Source organism: Kitasatospora sp. NPDC089797 (assembly GCF_040684795.1).
Taxonomy (GTDB): domain Bacteria; phylum Actinomycetota; class Actinomycetes; order Streptomycetales; family Streptomycetaceae; genus Kitasatospora.
In genome coordinates this window covers 34,051-52,116 of record NZ_JBFBGS010000065.1, presented here as the reverse complement: position 1 = coordinate 52,116, position 18,066 = coordinate 34,051, and the positions used below count along the sequence as shown (strand labels likewise).

The 18,066-nt window shown below is 70.9% G+C and carries 20 protein-coding genes and 3 pseudogenes; 9 read left to right on the top strand and 14 right to left on the bottom strand.

Going from position 1 to position 18,066, the window contains the following annotated elements; all coding sequences use genetic code 11:
• From AB0O91_RS36370 to AB0O91_RS36360, 3 genes and pseudogenes are all read right to left on the bottom strand, one after another.
• Window positions 1-380, bottom strand: a 380-nt coding sequence (locus tag AB0O91_RS36370) for an aldo/keto reductase (RefSeq protein ID WP_363442386.1), incomplete at its 3' end; no start/stop codon positions are given.
• Window positions 377-934 (bottom strand): TetR family transcriptional regulator, encoded by a 558-nt coding sequence (locus tag AB0O91_RS36365; RefSeq protein WP_363442384.1) that lies wholly within the window; start codon window positions 932-934, stop codon window positions 377-379. The genes AB0O91_RS36370 and AB0O91_RS36365, both read right to left, overlap by 4 nt.
• Before the next feature lie 291 nt (window positions 935-1,225).
• Window positions 1,226-1,327, bottom strand: a pseudogene (locus AB0O91_RS36360) (transposase); the annotation flags it as partial.
• Between the two features lie 101 nt (window positions 1,328-1,428).
• On the opposite strand from AB0O91_RS36360, the gene AB0O91_RS36355 reads away from it, so the two are divergent.
• From AB0O91_RS36355 to AB0O91_RS36340, 4 genes are all read left to right on the top strand, one after another.
• Window positions 1,429-2,433: a cell filamentation protein Fic gene (locus tag AB0O91_RS36355; RefSeq protein WP_363442382.1), complete on the top strand. Its 1,005-nt coding sequence runs from the start codon at window positions 1,429-1,431 to the stop codon at window positions 2,431-2,433.
• Window positions 2,434-2,607: 174 nt separating this feature from the next.
• Entirely contained in the window at window positions 2,608-3,333 is a 726-nt protein-coding gene (locus AB0O91_RS36350; protein WP_363442380.1) for a hypothetical protein, read from the top strand.
• 495 nt (window positions 3,334-3,828) lie between these two features.
• Window positions 3,829-4,128, top strand: a complete 300-nt coding sequence (locus AB0O91_RS36345; RefSeq protein ID WP_363442378.1) for a hypothetical protein — start codon at window positions 3,829-3,831, stop codon at window positions 4,126-4,128.
• 313 nt (window positions 4,129-4,441) lie between these two features.
• Entirely contained in the window at window positions 4,442-5,182 is a 741-nt protein-coding gene (locus tag AB0O91_RS36340; protein ID WP_363442376.1) for a DUF4241 domain-containing protein, read from the top strand.
• A gap of 993 nt (window positions 5,183-6,175) precedes the next feature.
• Here AB0O91_RS36340 and AB0O91_RS36335 read toward each other — a convergent pair.
• Window positions 6,176-6,451 carry a hypothetical protein gene (locus tag AB0O91_RS36335; protein WP_363442374.1) on the bottom strand — a complete coding sequence of 92 codons (276 nt, stop codon included), beginning with the start codon at window positions 6,449-6,451 and terminating at the stop codon, window positions 6,176-6,178.
• A gap of 690 nt (window positions 6,452-7,141) precedes the next feature.
• Between AB0O91_RS36335 and AB0O91_RS36330 the strand changes: the two genes are divergently transcribed.
• A complete protein-coding gene (locus AB0O91_RS36330) occupies window positions 7,142-8,044 on the top strand; it encodes a DUF4231 domain-containing protein (RefSeq protein WP_363442372.1) in 903 nt (300 codons plus the stop codon).
• Between the two features lie 169 nt (window positions 8,045-8,213).
• On the opposite strand, the gene AB0O91_RS36325 is transcribed toward AB0O91_RS36330, so the two are convergent.
• From AB0O91_RS36325 to AB0O91_RS36315, 3 genes are all read right to left on the bottom strand, one after another.
• A complete protein-coding gene (locus AB0O91_RS36325; RefSeq protein ID WP_363442370.1) occupies window positions 8,214-8,483 on the bottom strand; it encodes a hypothetical protein in 270 nt (89 codons plus the stop codon).
• Between the two features lie 448 nt (window positions 8,484-8,931).
• On the bottom strand, window positions 8,932-9,222 hold the full coding sequence (locus AB0O91_RS36320) for a hypothetical protein (protein WP_363442368.1): 291 nt from the start codon (window positions 9,220-9,222) through the stop codon (window positions 8,932-8,934).
• A gap of 85 nt (window positions 9,223-9,307) precedes the next feature.
• Entirely contained in the window at window positions 9,308-10,237 is a 930-nt protein-coding gene (locus AB0O91_RS36315; protein WP_363442366.1) for a hypothetical protein, read from the bottom strand.
• A gap of 481 nt (window positions 10,238-10,718) precedes the next feature.
• On the opposite strand from AB0O91_RS36315, the gene AB0O91_RS36310 reads away from it, so the two are divergent.
• Together AB0O91_RS36310 and AB0O91_RS36305 are read left to right on the top strand one after the other, a co-directional pair.
• Entirely contained in the window at window positions 10,719-11,024 is a 306-nt protein-coding gene (locus AB0O91_RS36310) for a hypothetical protein (protein WP_363442364.1), read from the top strand.
• A 41-nt stretch (window positions 11,025-11,065) separates the two neighbouring features.
• Window positions 11,066-11,410: a hypothetical protein gene (locus AB0O91_RS36305; RefSeq protein WP_363442362.1), complete on the top strand. Its 345-nt coding sequence runs from the start codon at window positions 11,066-11,068 to the stop codon at window positions 11,408-11,410.
• A gap of 13 nt (window positions 11,411-11,423) precedes the next feature.
• Here the strand turns inward: AB0O91_RS36305 and AB0O91_RS36300 are convergent.
• The 3 genes and pseudogenes from AB0O91_RS36300 to AB0O91_RS36290 all read right to left on the bottom strand — a co-directional run.
• A pseudogene (locus tag AB0O91_RS36300) lies at window positions 11,424-11,552 on the bottom strand (IS5/IS1182 family transposase); the annotation flags it as partial.
• Window positions 11,553-11,706: 154 nt separating this feature from the next.
• The gene (locus AB0O91_RS36295; protein ID WP_363442360.1) at window positions 11,707-12,108 is read right to left on the bottom strand and encodes a hypothetical protein; all 402 of its coding nucleotides are present in this window, start codon (window positions 12,106-12,108) and stop codon (window positions 11,707-11,709) included.
• Window positions 12,109-12,451: 343 nt separating this feature from the next.
• Complete coding sequence (locus tag AB0O91_RS36290) at window positions 12,452-13,087, bottom strand: hypothetical protein (RefSeq protein WP_363442358.1); 636 nt, start codon at window positions 13,085-13,087, stop codon at window positions 12,452-12,454.
• 624 nt (window positions 13,088-13,711) lie between these two features.
• Here AB0O91_RS36290 and AB0O91_RS36285 point away from each other — a divergent pair.
• A complete protein-coding gene (locus tag AB0O91_RS36285; RefSeq protein ID WP_363442356.1) occupies window positions 13,712-14,158 on the top strand; it encodes an RHS repeat-associated core domain-containing protein in 447 nt (148 codons plus the stop codon).
• A 668-nt stretch (window positions 14,159-14,826) separates the two neighbouring features.
• Here AB0O91_RS36285 and AB0O91_RS36280 read toward each other — a convergent pair.
• Both AB0O91_RS36280 and AB0O91_RS36275 read right to left on the bottom strand, forming a co-directional pair.
• Window positions 14,827-15,201 (bottom strand): hypothetical protein, encoded by a 375-nt coding sequence (locus tag AB0O91_RS36280; RefSeq protein ID WP_363442354.1) that lies wholly within the window; start codon window positions 15,199-15,201, stop codon window positions 14,827-14,829.
• Window positions 15,202-15,450: 249 nt separating this feature from the next.
• Window positions 15,451-16,053 carry a helix-turn-helix domain-containing protein gene (locus tag AB0O91_RS36275; protein WP_363442352.1) on the bottom strand — a complete coding sequence of 201 codons (603 nt, stop codon included), beginning with the start codon at window positions 16,051-16,053 and terminating at the stop codon, window positions 15,451-15,453.
• Window positions 16,054-16,179: 126 nt separating this feature from the next.
• Here AB0O91_RS36275 and AB0O91_RS36270 point away from each other — a divergent pair, with 126 nt between their 5' ends.
• A complete protein-coding gene (locus AB0O91_RS36270; protein WP_363442396.1) occupies window positions 16,180-17,130 on the top strand; it encodes an NADP-dependent oxidoreductase in 951 nt (316 codons plus the stop codon).
• A 107-nt stretch (window positions 17,131-17,237) separates the two neighbouring features.
• On the opposite strand, the pseudogene AB0O91_RS36265 reads toward AB0O91_RS36270, so the two are convergent.
• Both AB0O91_RS36265 and AB0O91_RS36260 read right to left on the bottom strand, forming a co-directional pair.
• Window positions 17,238-17,369 (bottom strand): annotated as a pseudogene (locus AB0O91_RS36265) (IS982 family transposase); the annotation flags it as partial.
• Window positions 17,369-18,022 (bottom strand): hypothetical protein, encoded by a 654-nt coding sequence (locus tag AB0O91_RS36260; RefSeq protein ID WP_363442398.1) that lies wholly within the window; start codon window positions 18,020-18,022, stop codon window positions 17,369-17,371. The gene AB0O91_RS36260 and the pseudogene AB0O91_RS36265, both read right to left, overlap by 1 nt.
• Window positions 18,023-18,066: the final 44 nt, after the last annotated feature.

Sequence of the window (18,066 nt, the reverse complement as noted above, 5' to 3'; positions counted from 1 at the left end):
CCGGTGTCCAGGCGGCGCAGGTTGACGACCGCGAGGCGCTCGACGCCGAGGCTGCGCAGGTTGGCCTCGACGCTGGCGCGCAGTTGCCCGGGGCGCTGGGCCAGGCGCAGCGGCATGGGACCGCCGGGGTCGGGGTCGGCTCCGACCTTGGTGACGACCAGGACGTCGTCCTCGGGGCGCAGGGCCTGGCGGATCACGTCGTTGGCGAAGCCGAAGCCGTAGAACTCGGCGGTGTCCACGTGGTCGACGCCCAGCTCGAGCGCGTGGCGCAGCAGGGCGACGGCTTCGTCGCGGCGGTCGTGCAGGCGCTCGAGCTGCAGGGCGCCGTAGCCGACCCGCGAGACGGTGCGGGTGGCGATCGACGCGGTCGTGGTGGTCATGGCGCTGGCTCCTCGTCCGGTGTTCGCAAGGCGGTGTAGAGCAGTTCGGCCTGGTAGGGCGCCATGACCCGGTGGGCGATCGGGGCGGCCTGCTCCCGGGCCGGGGCCGGTTCGCGGTGCTCGGTCTTCACGAGCCAGGCCGTGACGCAGTCGTGCAGCATCGCGCGCATCCGGTCGGTCGCATCCACGACGATGTCGCGGACGGCCGGGTCGGTCGTCGCCTCGCCCCAGGTCTGCACGCCGACCCGGGCCCCGGCCGGGTCGATCGCGGCGACCAGACGGCGGAGCAGTTCATCGGGATCGGGCGGGACGTCAGCGGCCGCATACCCGGCGATCGCCTCGGCACGCCTGGCAAGCATCCCACGGGCCGTGGCACGGACCAGGTCGGCCTTGTTCCGGTAGTGCGCGTAGATCGAACCCGTCGACAGACCCGACTCCGCGGTGATGTCCGCGATCGACGTCCGCTCCAAACCGTTGCGACTGAAACAGCGCACAGCAGCCTCAGTGATCTGCGCACGCCGGAGCTCCTTGCGCGCGTCGGTGAGCCGAGGCACCACACCTCCACAAAAAGAATGACTGCTCTGCTTATGAGGGAACGTTAGCAGAACCAAGGTTCTGTTTACGGTCGGCGGGTGGGACGGGCAGCTCCGGCCGCGACGGGCCGGTATGCCCGCGATGGGCCTGCCAGCCGGACCGCAGTCACCTGTGCGGCATGCTCGGCTACGACTGAACGCCACCCCGTTACGTCGAACAGCCTGGCCAACTACCCTGCACACTCTGGCCATCTACGGTGCACAGTCACACCGGGCCGGCTGCGCCGTGCGCGCGGGAGGTCAGCGCCACCGGTAGAGCGTGAAGCGGCGGTGCACCGTCGACTTCGACAGCCCGAAACACGGCGGAAGATGCCGCCACGAACACCCGGTCGTCAACACGTGGACGACCGTGGCGCTGGTCGCTCGGCGAGGGGGACGTCGGTGGCGGGCCCGTCGGGAACTGGTGCTGCGGGTCGCACTCGATCACCACTGCGGAGCAGACCCTCGACCACGTCGTGGCGGCGCTGTGCGAGTGGCATGACTGGCTGGAGCACCTTGCAGAGTGGTTCGAGGCCTATCCCCTGGCCCCGGAGACCCTGACGGCGGACCGGATCCTGTGGGAGCGCGCCGCCCGCAACCTGATCCTGCAGGTGGCCGACCGGACAGGCGCCGAGAGCGGCTGGTACGGGCACTGCCAGCAGGTGCTGGGCTGGTTCCTCAGCTACTGGGGTGTCGCCCCCGAGCTGGCGGAGCGGCTGGCGCAACAGGCAATCGGCAGCCGGTTCAAGAGCTGGACCGCGCCCGACACCGTCCTGGCGGAGGACATCGCCGAGCGGCTCGTCGGCCCCCTGCGCCCGCAGGACACCCACTGGTCGCCGGACCCGATCGACCTCCCGGACCACCTGGAGTGCTGGCTCGCGGTACGCGAGAGCGTGCCGTGGCCGGACGACGAGGACAGCGCGGACGGTGGGCCGACGACCCCGGCACGCGACGGCGCGGCGGCGGACTTCCGCTCCTTCGACGCCGCAGTGGACCCCGCCCGCGCCGCCGGCCTGCTCACCGCGCTGGAACTGGTACGAGCCGACGCGGCCCGTGGTGCCGCGCTCGACTTCGAGCTGCTGCGCGGCTGGCAGCAGCACGTCCTGGACACACCCGAGCCACCGCGGCTGCGTGCCCACCCCGCCTTCGCCAAAGGCGGCAAGGAGCGCTACGGGATCGGCCCCGAAACCCGCACCCGCCTCGACGCCTGTCTGGCGCAGGCCGCTGACAGCCGACTCTCACTGGCCGCCAGAACGGCCCGGGCCTACCTGGATGTCTGCTTCTTCCACCCGTTCGACGACGGCAACGCCCGCTCCGCCCTGCTCACCCTGTTGTTCGTGCTGGCCCGCGCCGGCGTCACGCTCGACTCGGTGGTGCTCATCCGCCGGTTCGGCCACCGAGCCGACGACCCGCAGGACGCGCTGAGCCTGTGCCGTTCCGTCGAGTTCCACCTCAGGCAGAGCCGCGCCGCAGCCCGGTGACCGCCCTAGTACAACCCGCGCCAGCCGTATCGCGGTCTCTGTCACAGGCCACATCAGAACTTCGCCGAGCTGATGTCGGGCCCCTCGGACCTGCTTCCCTGGGGCCCGGCGGCGGGCTCGGAGGAGCGGAGGGCTACGTTGTCGATCACCAGCGGACGTGGAGATGGGGGATCCGTGGCGGGCAGGAAGAGACGGAAGAAGCCGCAGCCCGGGCGGCGGCCGGCGGTGGTCGCGGAGCCCGACCGGCGTGCGGCGGCCCTGCTCGCCGCGGCCGGGCCCTGCGGCGTCCCGACCGCGGCGAGCAGGCGCCGGCTGCGGATCGGCTACGCCGTCCTGGGTGTGGCCACCGCGTCGGGCGTCGTCGTACCCGCCCTGCTGGAACGCGTCGGCGCCGCCCACGACGGCGCACAGGTCGCCGGGGCACTCACCGGCCTGGCCGGTGCCTGCGTACTCGCCTTCCTGCACGTTGCGACCCGCAGCGTCAGCCACGGCCCCGGCCTGTGCTGGGTCACCGCCCGGACGCTGACCGGCCTGCGGACCCTCGACCTCACCGCCCTGGTGCGGATACGGCGCTGCCGCCTCCCCGGCCGCTACCGAGGATGGGACGAACTCTGGCTCACCGACGCACGGGGGGTCTCGCTCCGGGTCGACGAGCCGGAGGTCATCGCGCGCGTCGCCGCTCTCCTCGCACCACCACGGGCGGGCGAGCCGGCGGCCGATGCCCCCGCCACCGCCACGGCACGGGTCTCCCGCCATGCGGCGGTCCGCCTGGGCCTGGCGACCCGCTCCGGCCCCCAGCGCGTGGCACGCGGCTGCTTCGACCTGCTGCTGGCGATCTACCTGCCCGCAGCGGCGGCCATGCTCGGGCTCCTGGCCACCTGGCTCCTCGCCACGGCCTGACAGCCGTCCAGCAACAGACCCGCCCAACGCCCCGACACAGCAACACGAAGACGACAGGCAGCACGGTCGGGCCGGGCACAGCGGGACCGCCCGACAACCGAGAACGGCGGCCGGACGGCGAGGACGGCGGCCGAGGAACAGCAACGGCCCAGCGCCAACGGCAGCGAAGCGGCGACGAGACGGCCCGGCCCCGCCGGAAACCGAACACCGACCCCGGTTGAGGGCCCTCCCCCGACCAATCCAACCCGAACCCAGAAGACCGCCCAGCAATTCACCAAAACACCGGAACCGAAACTCCGCTGCGAAACACACCCAGAAAGGACCACCCGCCCCGTCAACCCGACCGACCCCACCAACCACCACACAAAGTCGCCACAACCCACCCCGCACCAGCCCGGCGCAACCGCACAGGGAGAGGGGGCGTCATCCGCTACAACATGGGCCGGTGACGGACGGGCCGGATGACGGCTCACGACGGGTCAAGGGGGAAGGCCGATGTTCGAGAAGGCGAAGCAGCGCGCTGCGGAGAGGGCTGCCGAGGTCGACGCGCGTGCCGCCCATGTATACGTCTCCACGCTGCCGATCGGTCCCAGACCGTTCAAGCAGGTGGAGGTGCTCACAGGGGAGCGCGACCTTGATCCGCGGAAGGCCTGGGCGAACCTGCGTCAGCTGGCGGCCGACCACGGCTACGACGCGGTCCTCGGTGCGGCGCTGACCTCCTGGGACAACGAGGGCTACCCGAGATTCGTCGCCTACGGGACCGGAGTGCAATGGACCCCGGAAGACGGGCACTGACTCCGTCGGACCGACACCGACCACCTTCAGCCCACCCCGGCACGTACAGGGCTCTCAACCAGACCGTGGGAGACCCCACTACTTCTCACGCCCTCCCACGGTTCTCAACCAACCACCAAAACCAGCAGGCCGAACGGCACAAGCACCCGGCCGACAACACCATCCGGACCAGAGCCGGCACCGAACGCACCCCCACCACAACCCGCTACTTCTCGACCAGCCTGTAAACCCCCGCCCACAAACAAGACCAACCAGCGTTCCACCAGCCCACCACATCACGGGCCGTGTCGGCGCGACCGACTATCGTCGGCCCATGGATCTTGCAGCAGATGCCCGATCGGCGGCCGGTCCCGAGGAAAGCTGGTACCTGGAAGCGGCCTTCACGCCCGGGACCAGGCTCGGCACGCGGCACGACGATCCGGCGACGCCCGTCCGGGTCGTCGAGGTGCGGGAGGTGGCCACGATCCGCATTCCCAGCGGCCGACTCGTCGTCGACGCGCCGTGGCCGCAGGAGGACGGACCGGACCTGCGGACGCGGGTCGGCCGGGAACTCGCGGAACGGATCCCGGCCGGCGTCTTCCGGATGGAGGCCGCCTGGACGGAAGCCCCGTACGAGTTCATGGGCGAGCGCTTCGACGGCCGGGAACTCGCCGCCGTCCGTCTTCGCATCACCGAGGCCCCCGTAACCCGCTGGGAGATGGCCCTCGGCGTGGGCGACGACATCGAGCGGATCCACCCCGGGAAGCGGGTCGGCTTCGAGACCGAGACGAACATGGGGAGTTTCGCCGACGCCGTGGCCTGGCCGGTGCTGACGGACCCGTTCCTGGAGTTCTGGCGCGGGTTCCGGACCGGTAACCGGCAGCCCCGGCACACGGAGAGCCTCTTCGACGGCGCGTTCGAGCGCGTGGCCGACGACGAGCACGGGGCCGACCTCGTGGCGTTCGACGCCGAGGGATCCTCGGTGGTCTGGCTGGGGCGCACGAAGACCGGAGCCGTCGCCTCGGTCGCCGTGGCCTGCGGGTATCACCTGTTCGCCCGGGAGCCTTCGTTCTGAGGGCTCACCGACCGGCAGGCCTTCGGCGAAGGCACGCACGGCGGCAAGGCCGCCGGTGCCCGGGCGGGTCTTGCTGATACCGCTGACGGGCTTGCAGAGGAGCCAGGTGTCGAAGCCGCGACACGAAAGGACGTCGCGCACCCCGAAGGCCTTCCGGCCCAGGACATGATCGTGCAGTGCGCCCCGACGGTTCCCCCGCCGGCCTGGCCGCCGCGCCGACGGTGCCGTTCGACTACGACGGCGGTGAGGGCATCGGCTTCGAGCCCTGCGACGCCTTCCTCTGCGCCGAGGACACCACCGACTGGCTGCGCCTGTGGACCGGAAACGACGAGCTGACCGGCGACGACTTCCGCGTGATCGGGCAGAACGGGGCCCGGCGGGTATGCGACGCTCTGGCCGGCCGGCCCCGAGCTCCCACCCACCGACCAGCCCGTCGTCTTCCTTGGGTCCGAAGGCGGGACCGGTGTCGTCGCGGCCGTACCCGCCGACTTCCTGTGGGTGCTGGCCGCCGGGTACGGCCTTCGGGACGACCGCCGACTACCACCTCGACCGCACCCCGCCCCGGCCCGGAACGAACCGCCATCGCACAACGCTTCACCTCCCGGCGGCGCGACTCGCACGCGGTTCGGTGACACCCCCCGCACCCCGGCGGGCCGCTGCCCGACACCGCGTGCACCACCACCTCCCGGCCCCATCACGACGGTGCGGAGCCGGCCTTTGTGCTGATGCCCGGTCGAATCGACGCCCCTGTTCCGATGCGATTTCGGCCGCAAGGATGGCCGGCCCATACCTGTCCGGAGGATTCGGGCACAGTTGGCGCCTCGGCGTGCCGTCAGGGCCTGCGCGGCCTGGAGTTCAGCTTCAGCCCGACGGTAGTACTGACGACGGCCAGGACCGCCGGGATGGCCATCCACCTGGGTCCGACGATCAAGGCGATGGCAGTCGCGGCCACGCCGCAGACGATCGCCCCCGTCGCAAGGACCCGCCTGGTTCCTAGCCGCATGCTTCCAGCCCCGCCAGGGCCGACCCCGCACCGCCCAACAGCGCTCCCGTAGCTGCGAGAGTGGCTCCTCCGGTCACGGGCGCTCCCAGGACGGACGCCGCCGCACCGACACCGCCGGCGATCGTGCCCAGTCCCGCGGAGAGGCACCCCAGGTCCCAGGTACGCGGGTCCCAGAAGGGATCGGCGACGAGGGGGAAGGCGGTGTTCTCGTCGAAGGCGATGGTCTGGACGAGGGTGTTGCCCTCGAGCCGGTAACTGGTGGGCACGGGGTTGCCGAAGGTGTCCTTCGCCCAGGGCGCTTCGAAAACACCCAGTGGCGCGGCGTCCTGACCGACACCGGGGTAGACGATGGTCCCGTTACCCGCCCTGACTGCCGTGGTGTGCCTGGTACCCGGAAGACCGAAGCCGACTGCGAGGCCGTCAGGTGCGGCGGTTGTGACCTTGCCGTCGGCCGTGGCGGGTGCGATGACGGTCGTCCCGTCGCCCGTGTCGGCCTGTACGGTACCGCCCGACGGTCCTTCACCGAGTGGAACCTCGCGTCCGGCACCCGGCCCTCCCACCACGGACCGTCCGGGGCCGAGACCAACACGGCCACCAGCTCGCGCCCGGTCGGAACCGGCGGTATCAGCGGGCCCAAGTCCTCTGCGGCGCGGGCCTGTACGCACTCGGGCCGGGGCACTCCAACCGGTCCAGCCGGGCCTTCTCGGCCGGCTCCAGGACCGAGTCCTCCTCACCCCCGATCGGACCCCGGCACGACCAACACGACCGCAACACGACGTTCGCCGACCGGGCCACCACGTCTTGTGCCGGTCCGGGGTGTTGCCGTCCGAGGCAATCAGGCCGTGCAGACGCTCGGTTCGTCGGAGTAGAACTGCGGCCGGTCAGGTCCGTGACAGGGTAGGGCCGGGTGGCCGGGGGTGCGGCCGGGGTGGAAGGGTGCTGCGGTGGCTCGCAGTATGGACGACGACGCGTCACATCGTCTGAGCGATGCCGAGAAGACGTTGCAGGCCGCGGAGCGAGCGCGGATCGCAGAGGAGCGGCGCAAGGAGCAGGAACGGCTGGTCAGCGCTCGGCGGGACCTCAGACGTGCGGAACGGGCGCTCGCGCGTCGCCGGCGGTTGTCGCGCGTGCGGACCTGGGCGGGGACGGTAGCGGGGGCCGTTCTTCTGGCCGGGCTCGCCTGGAACCTACTGGACCTGGACGCCGTGCTTCGCCGTATCCCCGTGGACATCATCCTCGTGATCGTGGTGGCAGTGCCGGGGACCGCCGCGGTGATAGCCGCGATCCGTCTTCGGCCGCTGGAATCGACGTCGGCGTTGGAAGACACGCTGGACGAGGCACGGGAAAAGCTGCGGCAGGTCGGTGCCTTCACCAACCCGTCGTTGGGGTGGCGGCGGCAGCTGTACCGCGAGGAGGTAGCCGACATCGCCGGGCAGTACCGGACCGACAGCCGCAGGTACCGCCGCGTCCACAACACCCTGCAATCCGTCGTCATGGCCGGCTCCACCGTCACCACCACCGTGGGCGCCCTCGACTCCGGGTACCCCGCCCGCTGGCACAGCTTCCTGGTCACCGGCATCAGCTTCACCATCACCCTGGCCGCGATGTTCGCCGGCTACTACAAGTACCGCGAGCGCAGCTACTTCCTGCAGCAGACCGCCGACGCCGTCGAAGAAGAGGCGTACGCCCTCACCCTCGGCGTCGGCGCCTACGCGGGATTCGAGCCCCACCAAGAAGGCGAGGCCCTGGCCCTGTTCACCCAGCGGGTCGAGGACTTGCGCAACGAACAACGCCGCCGCCAGCAGCAGCTCGACCAACCTGCCGAGCAGACCAGCCCTGCCGGCGCCCCTCAAACCTAGAGAGCCCCGGCAACCACGAGGCCCCGGTGACCCGCGGCCGGCCGGACACCGGTTCCGTCCCCGCCTCGGACAACAACCCCCACCGCGCCCGGCCCTGTCGGTGGGGTCGCCCGCTCCTCATCCCCACCCTCCCGGTCCAGCCCGTCGTTCGGTTCCTGAGCGCAGTCACTCAACGGGAACGGTGTCTGGTCCAGAACCGCCGGATGATCACGACGACGAGGCCGACCAGGGTCGCCGTGCTGAACACGAGGTAGTCGCTCACTCCAGGGTGAGGAGCAGCGAGACGAAGGCCCCTGGCGTAGCAGGAGGCGAGCACGAGCGCGCCGACGGCGCTTACCGCGCGCACCCGGGCGGGTTTTCCCTGCCGGGCTGCGACGGAGACAAACATGGCGAGGCCCGAACCGATCACAAGGCCTGCGAATCCCCACAGAATGATCACCGGCAGTAGCCTCCGGCCCTGGTCAGTTCGACGCTCGCACCGTACTTGATCTTCACGCACTGGCCCTTGTTGTAGACGTAGTTGGCCTGGGCGGCGGTAACGACCCCTGGAATGGAGAGCGGTCCGGACCACAGGCCGGGAAGAACCGCGAGGCCGGCTCCGGGGATGAGCTCGTCGGTCTCGTCCCGGTTGAGGTGGACCGTGCCGCTGATGATGCCCCAGGTCTACCTCCTCACCACCCGCCGGTACCAAGGTGGCCCTGTCGACCGACCCGACACCGTGGTGAAGACGGTCGCCGTTCAGGTGCTGACAAGCACCTGAACGGCGACCGGGCGGAGCAGCGGCACCGCGCCCGAGGGGTGGGGCCGTGGCGGGACCTGGCGCCGGGTGGGAACGCTGAGGCCCTGCTGGACGGGCTGTCACCCGGTCCCGGGTAGGGGCTCGGTGGTCAGGTCGTCGTCCTCCGGGCCGCATGCCGGCGGGCCCTGTTCCTGCGCAGCGTCGCCACGGTGCAGCCGACGACGCAGGCGCTCAGGAAGCCGAACAGGGCACCTCCTGCGGCGTTGCCGTCGGGGATGGACACGGCGATGGCGAACACCCACCAGAGCGCGCCGACGACCAGGGCCGCCCGGTCGTTCTTCAACAGCAGGAGGAAGGAGCGGTCAGGGCGCCTGCGGATGGCCACGGCCTCTGAGACGCAAAGAGCCGAGATCACAAGGATCGGCAGGAACACGGACATCAGCGGCTTCTCCCCACTGCTCGGGACTCAGGGCGTCGGACGTGCGGGTCTACGGCCGGGCTCCGGGGCCGGCAACGCATTGCGGTCACTGGCAGTAGCCGCCCGCGTAGTGATCCGGGTACACGTGCGGCAGCTTGATCTTCAAGCACCTGCCCCGATCGTAGGCCGCGGCCGCGCGCGCGGTGATCGCCGCCATCGTGACTCCGACCACAGTGGTGAGCCCGCCGGGGATCGCCGCGATCGCCGTGGCGCCGAGGCCGCCGCCGAGGGCGATGCTGCGGGTCTCTCCGCGGTTGAAGTAGATCGTGCCGGTCACGTACCCCCAGGTGACCTTGGGGTCGGCCACCACGGGGAAGGCGGTGTCCTTGGTGGCCTCCACCTTCTGGACGAGGGTGCTGCCCTCGAGCCTGTAACTGGTGGCGACGGGGCTGCCCTTCGCGTCCTTGGCCCACGGTGCGTCGATCTGACCGACGGCCACGGCCATACCGCCGTCGACGGCGCGGACGAGGTCGTAGCCGCCGGTGTCGTTGGCGACGGCTTCGGTGCCTGCCGGGAGGTCGAGCGTGTAGCGCTGCTCGGCGGGGGCCTCGGAATTCTTGAGGGTGGCGACAGCGCGGGCGCCGCCGTCGGTGGTGGCCTGGACGGCGATATCGGTGGCCGGAGCGGCGTCAGGGTAGACGACGGTCCCGGCGCCGGCCCGGACACCGGTGACGTCCCTGGTGCGCGGCAGGCCGAGCGCGACCTTGGTTCCGTCGGCGGCGATGGCCTCCACAGCGCCGCCGGATGTCTCGGGAACGGCGACGCGCACCCGCCCGGTCCGGCCGTCGGTGGCCGCGACGCCGTCGACGGTCGGGGCCAGTCCTTCGGTACCGGTGGCCCGTTCGACGACGGACGCCGCGTGCTCGGCCGTGGAGGTCGCGTCATCGGCCAGTGCTGCCGGAGCGATCCCCAGGACGAGCGAACCCGCGACGGCGGCTGCGACAATTCCGCCGGCGGTGTGCTGACGACTGTTCATGGATCCCCTAAGAAACAGGTATCGGGTGCTCCGGGTCGGGGAGAACAGGTCCGCTCCGCCCGGGAGTGATCTCGGACTCGGACTTTTCCACGCGGAACTGACAGCGCGGAAGAGGCCGGTGAGATCCACGCAGGAAAACAGGACCAACGTCCCAAGACCCCGGGCCATTGAACCTCCGGAGAAATGGGCTTACGCCCCCTGCGCGCTGCGGATTTCGTCATTCCTGGAACATCAAGCCGACGCCCGCGGTCGAATTCGCGTCCCTCAGGTGCGCCTCCGGAACGGGCTTTCACCTGGGTTCACCTGACCAAACGCCACCGGCCCCCGCGATCCGCGCGGCTGGTGGCCAGAATAGGGACCTCCGCTCCATGGAGCCCCACTATGAGCCCATCAGCAGTTTGGGAATAGTCGAAGACTATGACCTCTGCTCGCGATTCGCGAGCATCGGGAGCGCCCAACCACGTGACCACGGAGGGAATTCGTGAAGGCCGCCGGGAGGACGGGCGACCGTGCCCCGGATTCGGTGGATCAGCCGGGCCCCGGTACCCCGACGATCTTTCCCGCGGCCACTGGTCGTCCTGGTCGGCACGGCCAACTCCGGGATGCGCGCCCGGTCGTGGCGTACCCGCGGCCGGCCGCCGAGGAGAGCCCGGCCGTCGCGCTGGGCTGGTGGGTCGAGATCGAGCGGGAAGCTGAAGCACTGACCCAAGATCCGATCGAACTCTTCTTCACGCTCGTCGCTGAATTCCGCCGCGAACGCAGGGTGTCCGAGGCTGATACGGCCTAAGGGTTCTGGTCGGCGGATCATGACGTCGTAGGCTGCAGCGCATGCACAGCACGCTGACCGAGCACGCCCGGTGTCTTTACGGAGATGAGTACCGTCCGTCACCGGCGTGCGGTCAGGAGCATCGCGAGCACTACTTCGTCGAGGAGCTGACGTTCGCGGATGCGGACGCGATCCTGTCGATGCTGCGGGAGCTCTGCCCGAACGTGGTCGACGGCCAGCTGCCGGTGTGGGTTCGCAACCTCGCGTATCGGCTCGTGCTGCTGCAGCGGCCTGATGAGCCGGCTCTTCTGCGGGAGGCCGCGCAGAACCTGTGGCTGCACGGTCCGGACTGGGACGACATTGCCGCGCGCCTCACGGAGCAGGCCGAAGAGCCGGAAGCCCGCTGAGGGAACCGGCTCGTCAGGGTTTGAGCCAGAACCGGATCGAGGCCACCGTGACGGTGCCGGTGAGGACGTAGGCGCGCTCGTCGTAGCGTGTGGCCACGGCTCCGGAGTGTTTGAGCTGGTTGATCGTGCGCTCGACGCCATGGCCGGCGTGCAGTCCGTCCACACCCGCCGCGCCGTCATGGAGATGCGCAGGAGCCTCGCCCAGTTCAAGAGCCGAGGCGTTTCAGCTGTTCAGGAGCTCGACGAACACGCGGCTGTCTTCTTGGTCCGAGCAAGCTGCCATCATGCCTGTGGGACTACTGGCCAAACTGGTCCGGTGCACAGGAGATTTCCCGGACGGCCGGGGCATCGGTGCCGGGCAGGGTCGCCTGGTAGCAGCCCGCCACCACGCCGCCCCAGCCGGTGGGCGGGGACTCGTAGCGCACGTTTCCCTGAAAGTAGACCACGGCGTCCGCTCCGGCGGACCTGACGATCACCGTGCCGAGCTCCCCCTGGCCGGTTGATTCGGCCAGCTTCCGCGCGTCGGTCAGCGAGATCGGACCGGCCGCCGACTGCTTGTTCAGCGCGGCGACGAACAAGTCGACTCGCCGCTTGAGTTCGGTCTCCGCGTCACGCTCGTGCGCATCCCTGGTGAGCTGCACGGCAACGAACACCCCTGCGGTCAACAGCGCGACGACCACGCCGATGACGGTCAGCATGCGGGTCCCCGGGCGGGAGTTCCCCACTGCGGTCTCCTCAGGTACGGCTATGCCGCGCAGCGGAACTCCGTTGCGCGGCATAGCGATCTTTACAGGTTCAGGCGAGTGCTGCAGCGTTATGGCGAAGTCGGCGCGCATCGATCCGCAGCCGGTCCGTCCGGCCCCGATGCCGCGCCCTGGGGCACGGTCCACCAGGAGCCGCGCCAGACCTCGGCCGACAGGTCCGCCACGGCCTCCTGGCGGTTGGCCAACACGAGGGGTCCGGCGCCGGTGACGGCCAGGGCGGCGGGCGGGTACCCGGACCGGGTGCCGCCGGGGCTGTCATTTCGAGCCCCCGGAGGGATCACACGACGATCTCGACCGCCTCCATGCGCAGCCCCTGGCCGGTCGTCCCGGCGACGGCGACCTGCTTGGCAGCGGCACATTGGAAGCCCAGCCAGCCGTGGTCCTGCACGTACGCATCGGCGCAGATCCCGTTGGTCGCGATGCTGACGGCGAGGGCCTCCATCTGCAGTGACTGCCCGGTCGTACCGACGAGGATGTCCGTGCCGTCGTCACCGCACCGCCAGCCCTGCCAGCCGATGCTCTGCACGTTGGCGTCGGCGCAGACGCCGCCGGTGTTGGTGGCGATGATGTCGATCGCCTGGATGGCCCGGCTCTGCCCCTCGGTCCCGTTGGGCCGCCCGTCGCAGACCGGCTTCTGCCAGCCGATGAACGCCACGTGCGTCGCGTAACAGATGTGCCGGGCCGGCGCGTTGGGACTGTCGACCTGCGCCTGCCGCAGCGCCGCAACCAACGCGTCGTGAACGGCGGGGTCGGCGACGGTGGGCGGAGCGGTCGCGGGACCGGCCGCAGGGCCGGCGGCCGTCGGCGGGTTGCCCGGCGCATCGGCACGGGCCGGACCGGCCCCGGTGGCGAGGCCGGTCAACAGCAAGGCGGCAAGGAGCGCCGTAGTGGGGGTGGGGCGGCTTCGGTCCATCGTCGTAGGTCCTTCCTGGACGGGGCGGGTCCGGCCGTCGGCCGGTCCGCCTGGGGGTGGCAGCCTCGAAACCTAAAGCCCGTTCGATGACGAACCGCTCCTACTCCCCCACCCGCCGGGGAACTTGGGCCGTCCGGTACCGGGATATACGCCGAACGCAGGACCGCATCCACAGGCCCGAACGGGAACACCGTGCACGTCACCGCCGAGCAGTTGTCCGCCGCCCTCGACTTCGTCACCACCCGGAGGCCGGAACAGACCCAGGCCCCGGCCAACAGCCTGAACGAGGACCACCCCTCCCCCCGACCTCCCGCGTGCCCTCGAAGCCGCAGCGCATGCGACCGACACCGGGCCCGATGCCGGCGGCGGCACGGCCGACCCGACCGACGCCGCCCGCACCGAGGACCGGGTCCACCGCGGCCCGTCCGCGCCGGCCTGGCACCCGCTCAGCAGCAGCGGGCGGGCGTGTGGGTGGACAGAGCTGTGGGCAGCGGGGCGGGAGCTGGAACGCCCCCTCCCCCTGCGGTCGAGGCCCGGAGCCGTGGGCTCCGTGAAACCCGCGCCTCAGACGGGACGACCCGGTAACGTCCCGGCAAGCGAGAAAGATCTAAATCTGGAGAGCCCGTGTCGACGTCCCTCTTCCTGACCACCGGCAACCCCGACCAGCCCGACCCGCAGAACGACGTGGTCGTGGAGCTGAACCTGCCGCAGACCCCGTCCTGGTTCGGGCAGGGCGAGAACGAACCGGTCACCGCCGACCAGATCACCCAGGCCGGAGGCGACCAGCTGATAGCCGCCGCGAAGAGGCTGAACAGCACACCGCAGGCCCTGGCCGGCAACCTCGCCCGGACGCTGCCCGGCACCATCGACCGCCTGACCCCCGCCGGCTTCGCCGGAGCGCAGGCCAGTCCTGACCTCGCCTGGTACTCCCTCGGCCGGCGGGTCTACCTCCCCTGGCTCCAGAGGTTCCTCTCCCCCGATCTCGACTCCCCCTTCGCCAGCGGAGGGCTGAACGCCTACGCGTACTGCCAAGGAGACCCGGCCAACCGGGTCGACCCGTCCGGCACCTGATCCGCAGCCAGGCCGCCCGCCGACAGCCTCCCGGCAGGCACCGGACACCCCCCGCCCGACGAGTCCTGCCCCGCCCCTGGCTGCGGGCCCGATCTTCGCTGCGCCGCAACCGAACAGCTCGCCGACCGGCACGGGCGCGAACGCCCGCTCGACGTCGGCCGGATCCACACCGCCTTCGTCACCGACACCCGCACCTCCGGCCAGGCCCGGGGTCGGCTTCGCCGCCGGCGCGGTTGGCGGGGCCGGTGAGGGTGCCGCCGGCCTCCGGGCAGGCGAGCAGGCGCCGGTACGACCTGTTCCGGTCCGGCTCCAGCCGCCTCAACTCGTCCAGGCCGTCGAGCTTCGCGGCCTGGTCGGCGGTCAGGCCCGCGGCCCTGCACTGGCGGCGCAGCGGTCGGGAATCGAGTCCGGGCGTGCCGGAAAGGGGCCTACGGCCCTCGCCGTCGACGCCATGACCGCCGAGTCTGCCTGCCCGGAAGATCCCGCGCGGTGTCAACAACGGAGCAATTCCCGGAGCAGGACCACGAGACCGAGCACCGGGCAGGATGGGTCTGGGCGGCGGACAGGGCGCTGCGGCAGGGCCGGCAGGCGCCGGGCAGCTGTCCTGTGGCGCGGGGCCGGGCCACTTGCCGCGGGGCTTCCCCACGGCTGATACGGCCACCGGTCCGTCAGCTCGTGGCTGCGTAGGTGCACCCTGATGCCTGGAGCAGGTTGCCGCTCACGGATGCGGTCGTGCACGTCGCGGTCAGGTTGCTGTACACGTAGAAACTCAGCATGCCACGTCCGTTGATGTAGCCCACACTTATGCTGGCCAGGGTGAACGTGTAGGGCGCTCCGAGGTCGGTGAAGGACCCGCCGCAGTTGCTCAACGCCGCGGTGAAGGAGGGCCCGAGCGTGGGAGTGGTGAGGCTGATGCCGCCCGATGCGGTGGTGCAGTGCGCCGTGGTCGCGGCCTGCGCGGTGGGCGCGGTCAGCAACAGGCTGCCCGCCGCCGCTAAGCCGGCGACGCCCACGGCCAGAGCACGGCCTGTCTGACTCCTCATGGATCCTCCCGCGTCGTGAGTGGACAACCAGCCTGGCCTACCCGGGACGGCTGGACACAGTGCAGATCCGGCCGTCGCCGACACCCGACTGCGGTCCCGTGCGCACCCTTGGTCGCGTGCCGGGCCGCTGCGCGACATTCATCCGAGAGCGGCGACGAGGGCAGGGTCAGCGTCGTCACCGCGCCGCCGGCTTCGCGGGGCCGGGCTCCTTTGAGCTGATGGGCACGATGGACAGCCGGATCTGAAGCGTCATTCTCCGGTGGCGCCTCGGCGCGTACTGAGGCCGTCCATGAGGAGGTCGAGGAGGCGCCGGGCCTGGGCGGGGTCTGCGGACTTGGCGGCGACGGCGAGCATGCCGAGGATGCCGGCGGAGACGTCGTCGGCGCGGGCGTCGGTGCGGATGTCCCCGGCGGCGGCGCCGGCGTCGAGGATCGTGGTGATGGCCGACAGGAGTTCCTGCCGGGTGTGGGCGAGGGAGACTTCACCGGAATCGATCATGGCGAGCAGGGTGTCGGTCATCCCGTGCTTGGTGGCCTGCCATTGCGCGAACAGGTCCATCCACAGGCGCAGCGCCTGCGCGGGCGGATGGTTGGCGAGCAACTCGCGCGCCCCGGAGGTCAGTCGGACGACCTGGTCCTGGTAGACGGCGTCGACGAGCGCTTCCCGGGTCGGGAAGTGGCGGTAGACGGTGGCCACGCCGACGCCCGCGTCTCGGGCGATCGCGCGCATCGATGGCTCGGTGTCGGAAGTGGCGAAGGCGCGGGTCGCCGCCGCGAGCACGGTCTCGCGGTTGCGCACGGCGTCGGCGCGCAGCATCTGCTGGCGGGCTGCCGGGGACGGGTCGATGGTCATGTCTAAACGGATCACGTTCCATTTGAGCGGGTCGTTGGGCTAGTCTAGGCCCGAGCAAAAACGGAACATGTTCCGATTAGCCCTGGAGGGGACCTCATGGCCGAACCCGCTTCCGCGCCCGGCACCATGCGCACGCTGCGCTTCCACGAGAACGGCGAGCCCGCCGACGTCCTGCGCCTGGAGACCGCTCCCGTGCCCGAGCCGGGACCCGGCCGCATCCGCGTCGCCGTGCACGCGTGCGGACTGGCCCCGGCCGACTGGGCCCTGTGCCGCGGGCTCTTCCCCGGAACCCTGCCGCGCGGCATCGGCTGCGACGTCTCGGGCATCGTCGAGGCCGTCGGCCCGGGCGTCACGGACGTGGCCGTCGGTGACCGCGTGTTCGGCACAGCCGACTTCGCCCGCCAGCCGAGCGCCGGCGCGGCGGACCGCGCCGTGCTGGATCACTGGTTCGCCGTGCCCGAGGGCCTGGACCTCACCCGGGCCGCCGCGCTCCCGATGGCACTGAGCACCGCGTCCTGGCACCTCGCGCGACTCGGCTTGGCCGCGGACAGCACCATCCTGATCAACGGCGCCGGAACCACCATCGGCTACGCGGCCGTGCAGATCGCCGTCATCCGCGGGGCGCGGGTGATCGCGACCGCCGGGCAGACCTACGCCGAGCAGTTGCGCACCCTCGGAGCCGCGGTGGTCGGCTACGGCGAAGGCCTGGCCGAGCGGGTCAAGGCCCTCGGCGCCGGCCAGGTCGACCTCGCCTTCGACACCGCGCCGCCGAGCGGCGCCCTGCCCGAACTCGTCGAGATCGTCGGCGACGATCCCAAGCGTGTACTGACCTGCTCCGACATGGCCGCAGCGGCAGAGCTCGGGGTACGCGACACCTTTCACGAAGACCCCGCGAAGCGGACCGACGACGAACTCTTCGGCGTCTTCCCGGAATTCGCGCAGCTGGCCGCCGAAGGCAGGTTCACCGTGCCGGTCGCCGGAACCTTCCCTCTCACGGACTGGCGCAAGGCCCTCGAGATCAGCTTGACCGGGCACGCCCGCGGGAAGCTCCTGCTCCTGCCCGCCGACGCCGACTAACCGGAGAGATCGCCCGCCTCGCAAACCGGAGCTCGGAATCGCGATCCATCGATCGCAGCCACAGGGGGCCCGGGTCCGCCCGGCTGGACGAGGAGTTCCGAAGTCGGTCAGTGGCCGTAGGCGATGAGTGAGCGGGTGACGGGTTGGCCGGTGGTGCGGTTGTGCCAGATCGCGCAGGTCATCGCCAGGAGTCGCTGGCCGACCCGGACGGCGACGCCCTCGATGGTGCGGCCGCCGTTCAGTCCGAGTGATGCGGGCGCACGCCGGCGGACCGGGAGTTCAAGTCGGCGACGAGCGCGGTGCCCGCCACCACCAGGGCGACCGCTGCCGCCAGGGCGCGGGTCACGGTCCAAACCGCACAGACAACGGGCGCGTCCGGTCCGGTGTCGGACTCGTAGGCCAGCCGCATGGTCGTCTCGACAATGACGAGGGCGGGGACGAGCAGCCGTGGGGGCAGCCGCAGAAGCGGCCGGAGGGACCCAGAGCCGGTCCGGGAGAGGTATCCGGCCAGTCCGCACAGCGGCCCGAGCACGGCGGCGAAAACACACCACACTCCGATCATGGACAAGAACTCGTTCCACCCGAAGACGACGGCCCCGTCAGCAGGATCGTTGAAGTCCGGCACCCTGAAGTCGCCCAGGACCGCCTTCGTCACGTAGTAGGACACGACCGCGACCACCAACACGACCCAGGCCCTGAGAGCCGCTCCCACCTTGGACCGGGCCGCCCATCCCACGCCGAAGGCGAGCAGCGCGTACATCCATCCCGCGACGAGCACGACGCTCGCAACATGGCCGACCGGATTCCCCGACGCTTCCAAAAGCGGCCCGAACACTCCGACGGCCAGCCCGCTCGCGAGGGAAAGCGCGAGACTCAGGCACGAAGGACGCATGGAAGGACTCCACTTCTCCTTTCCGGATTCCCGGAATAATGCCA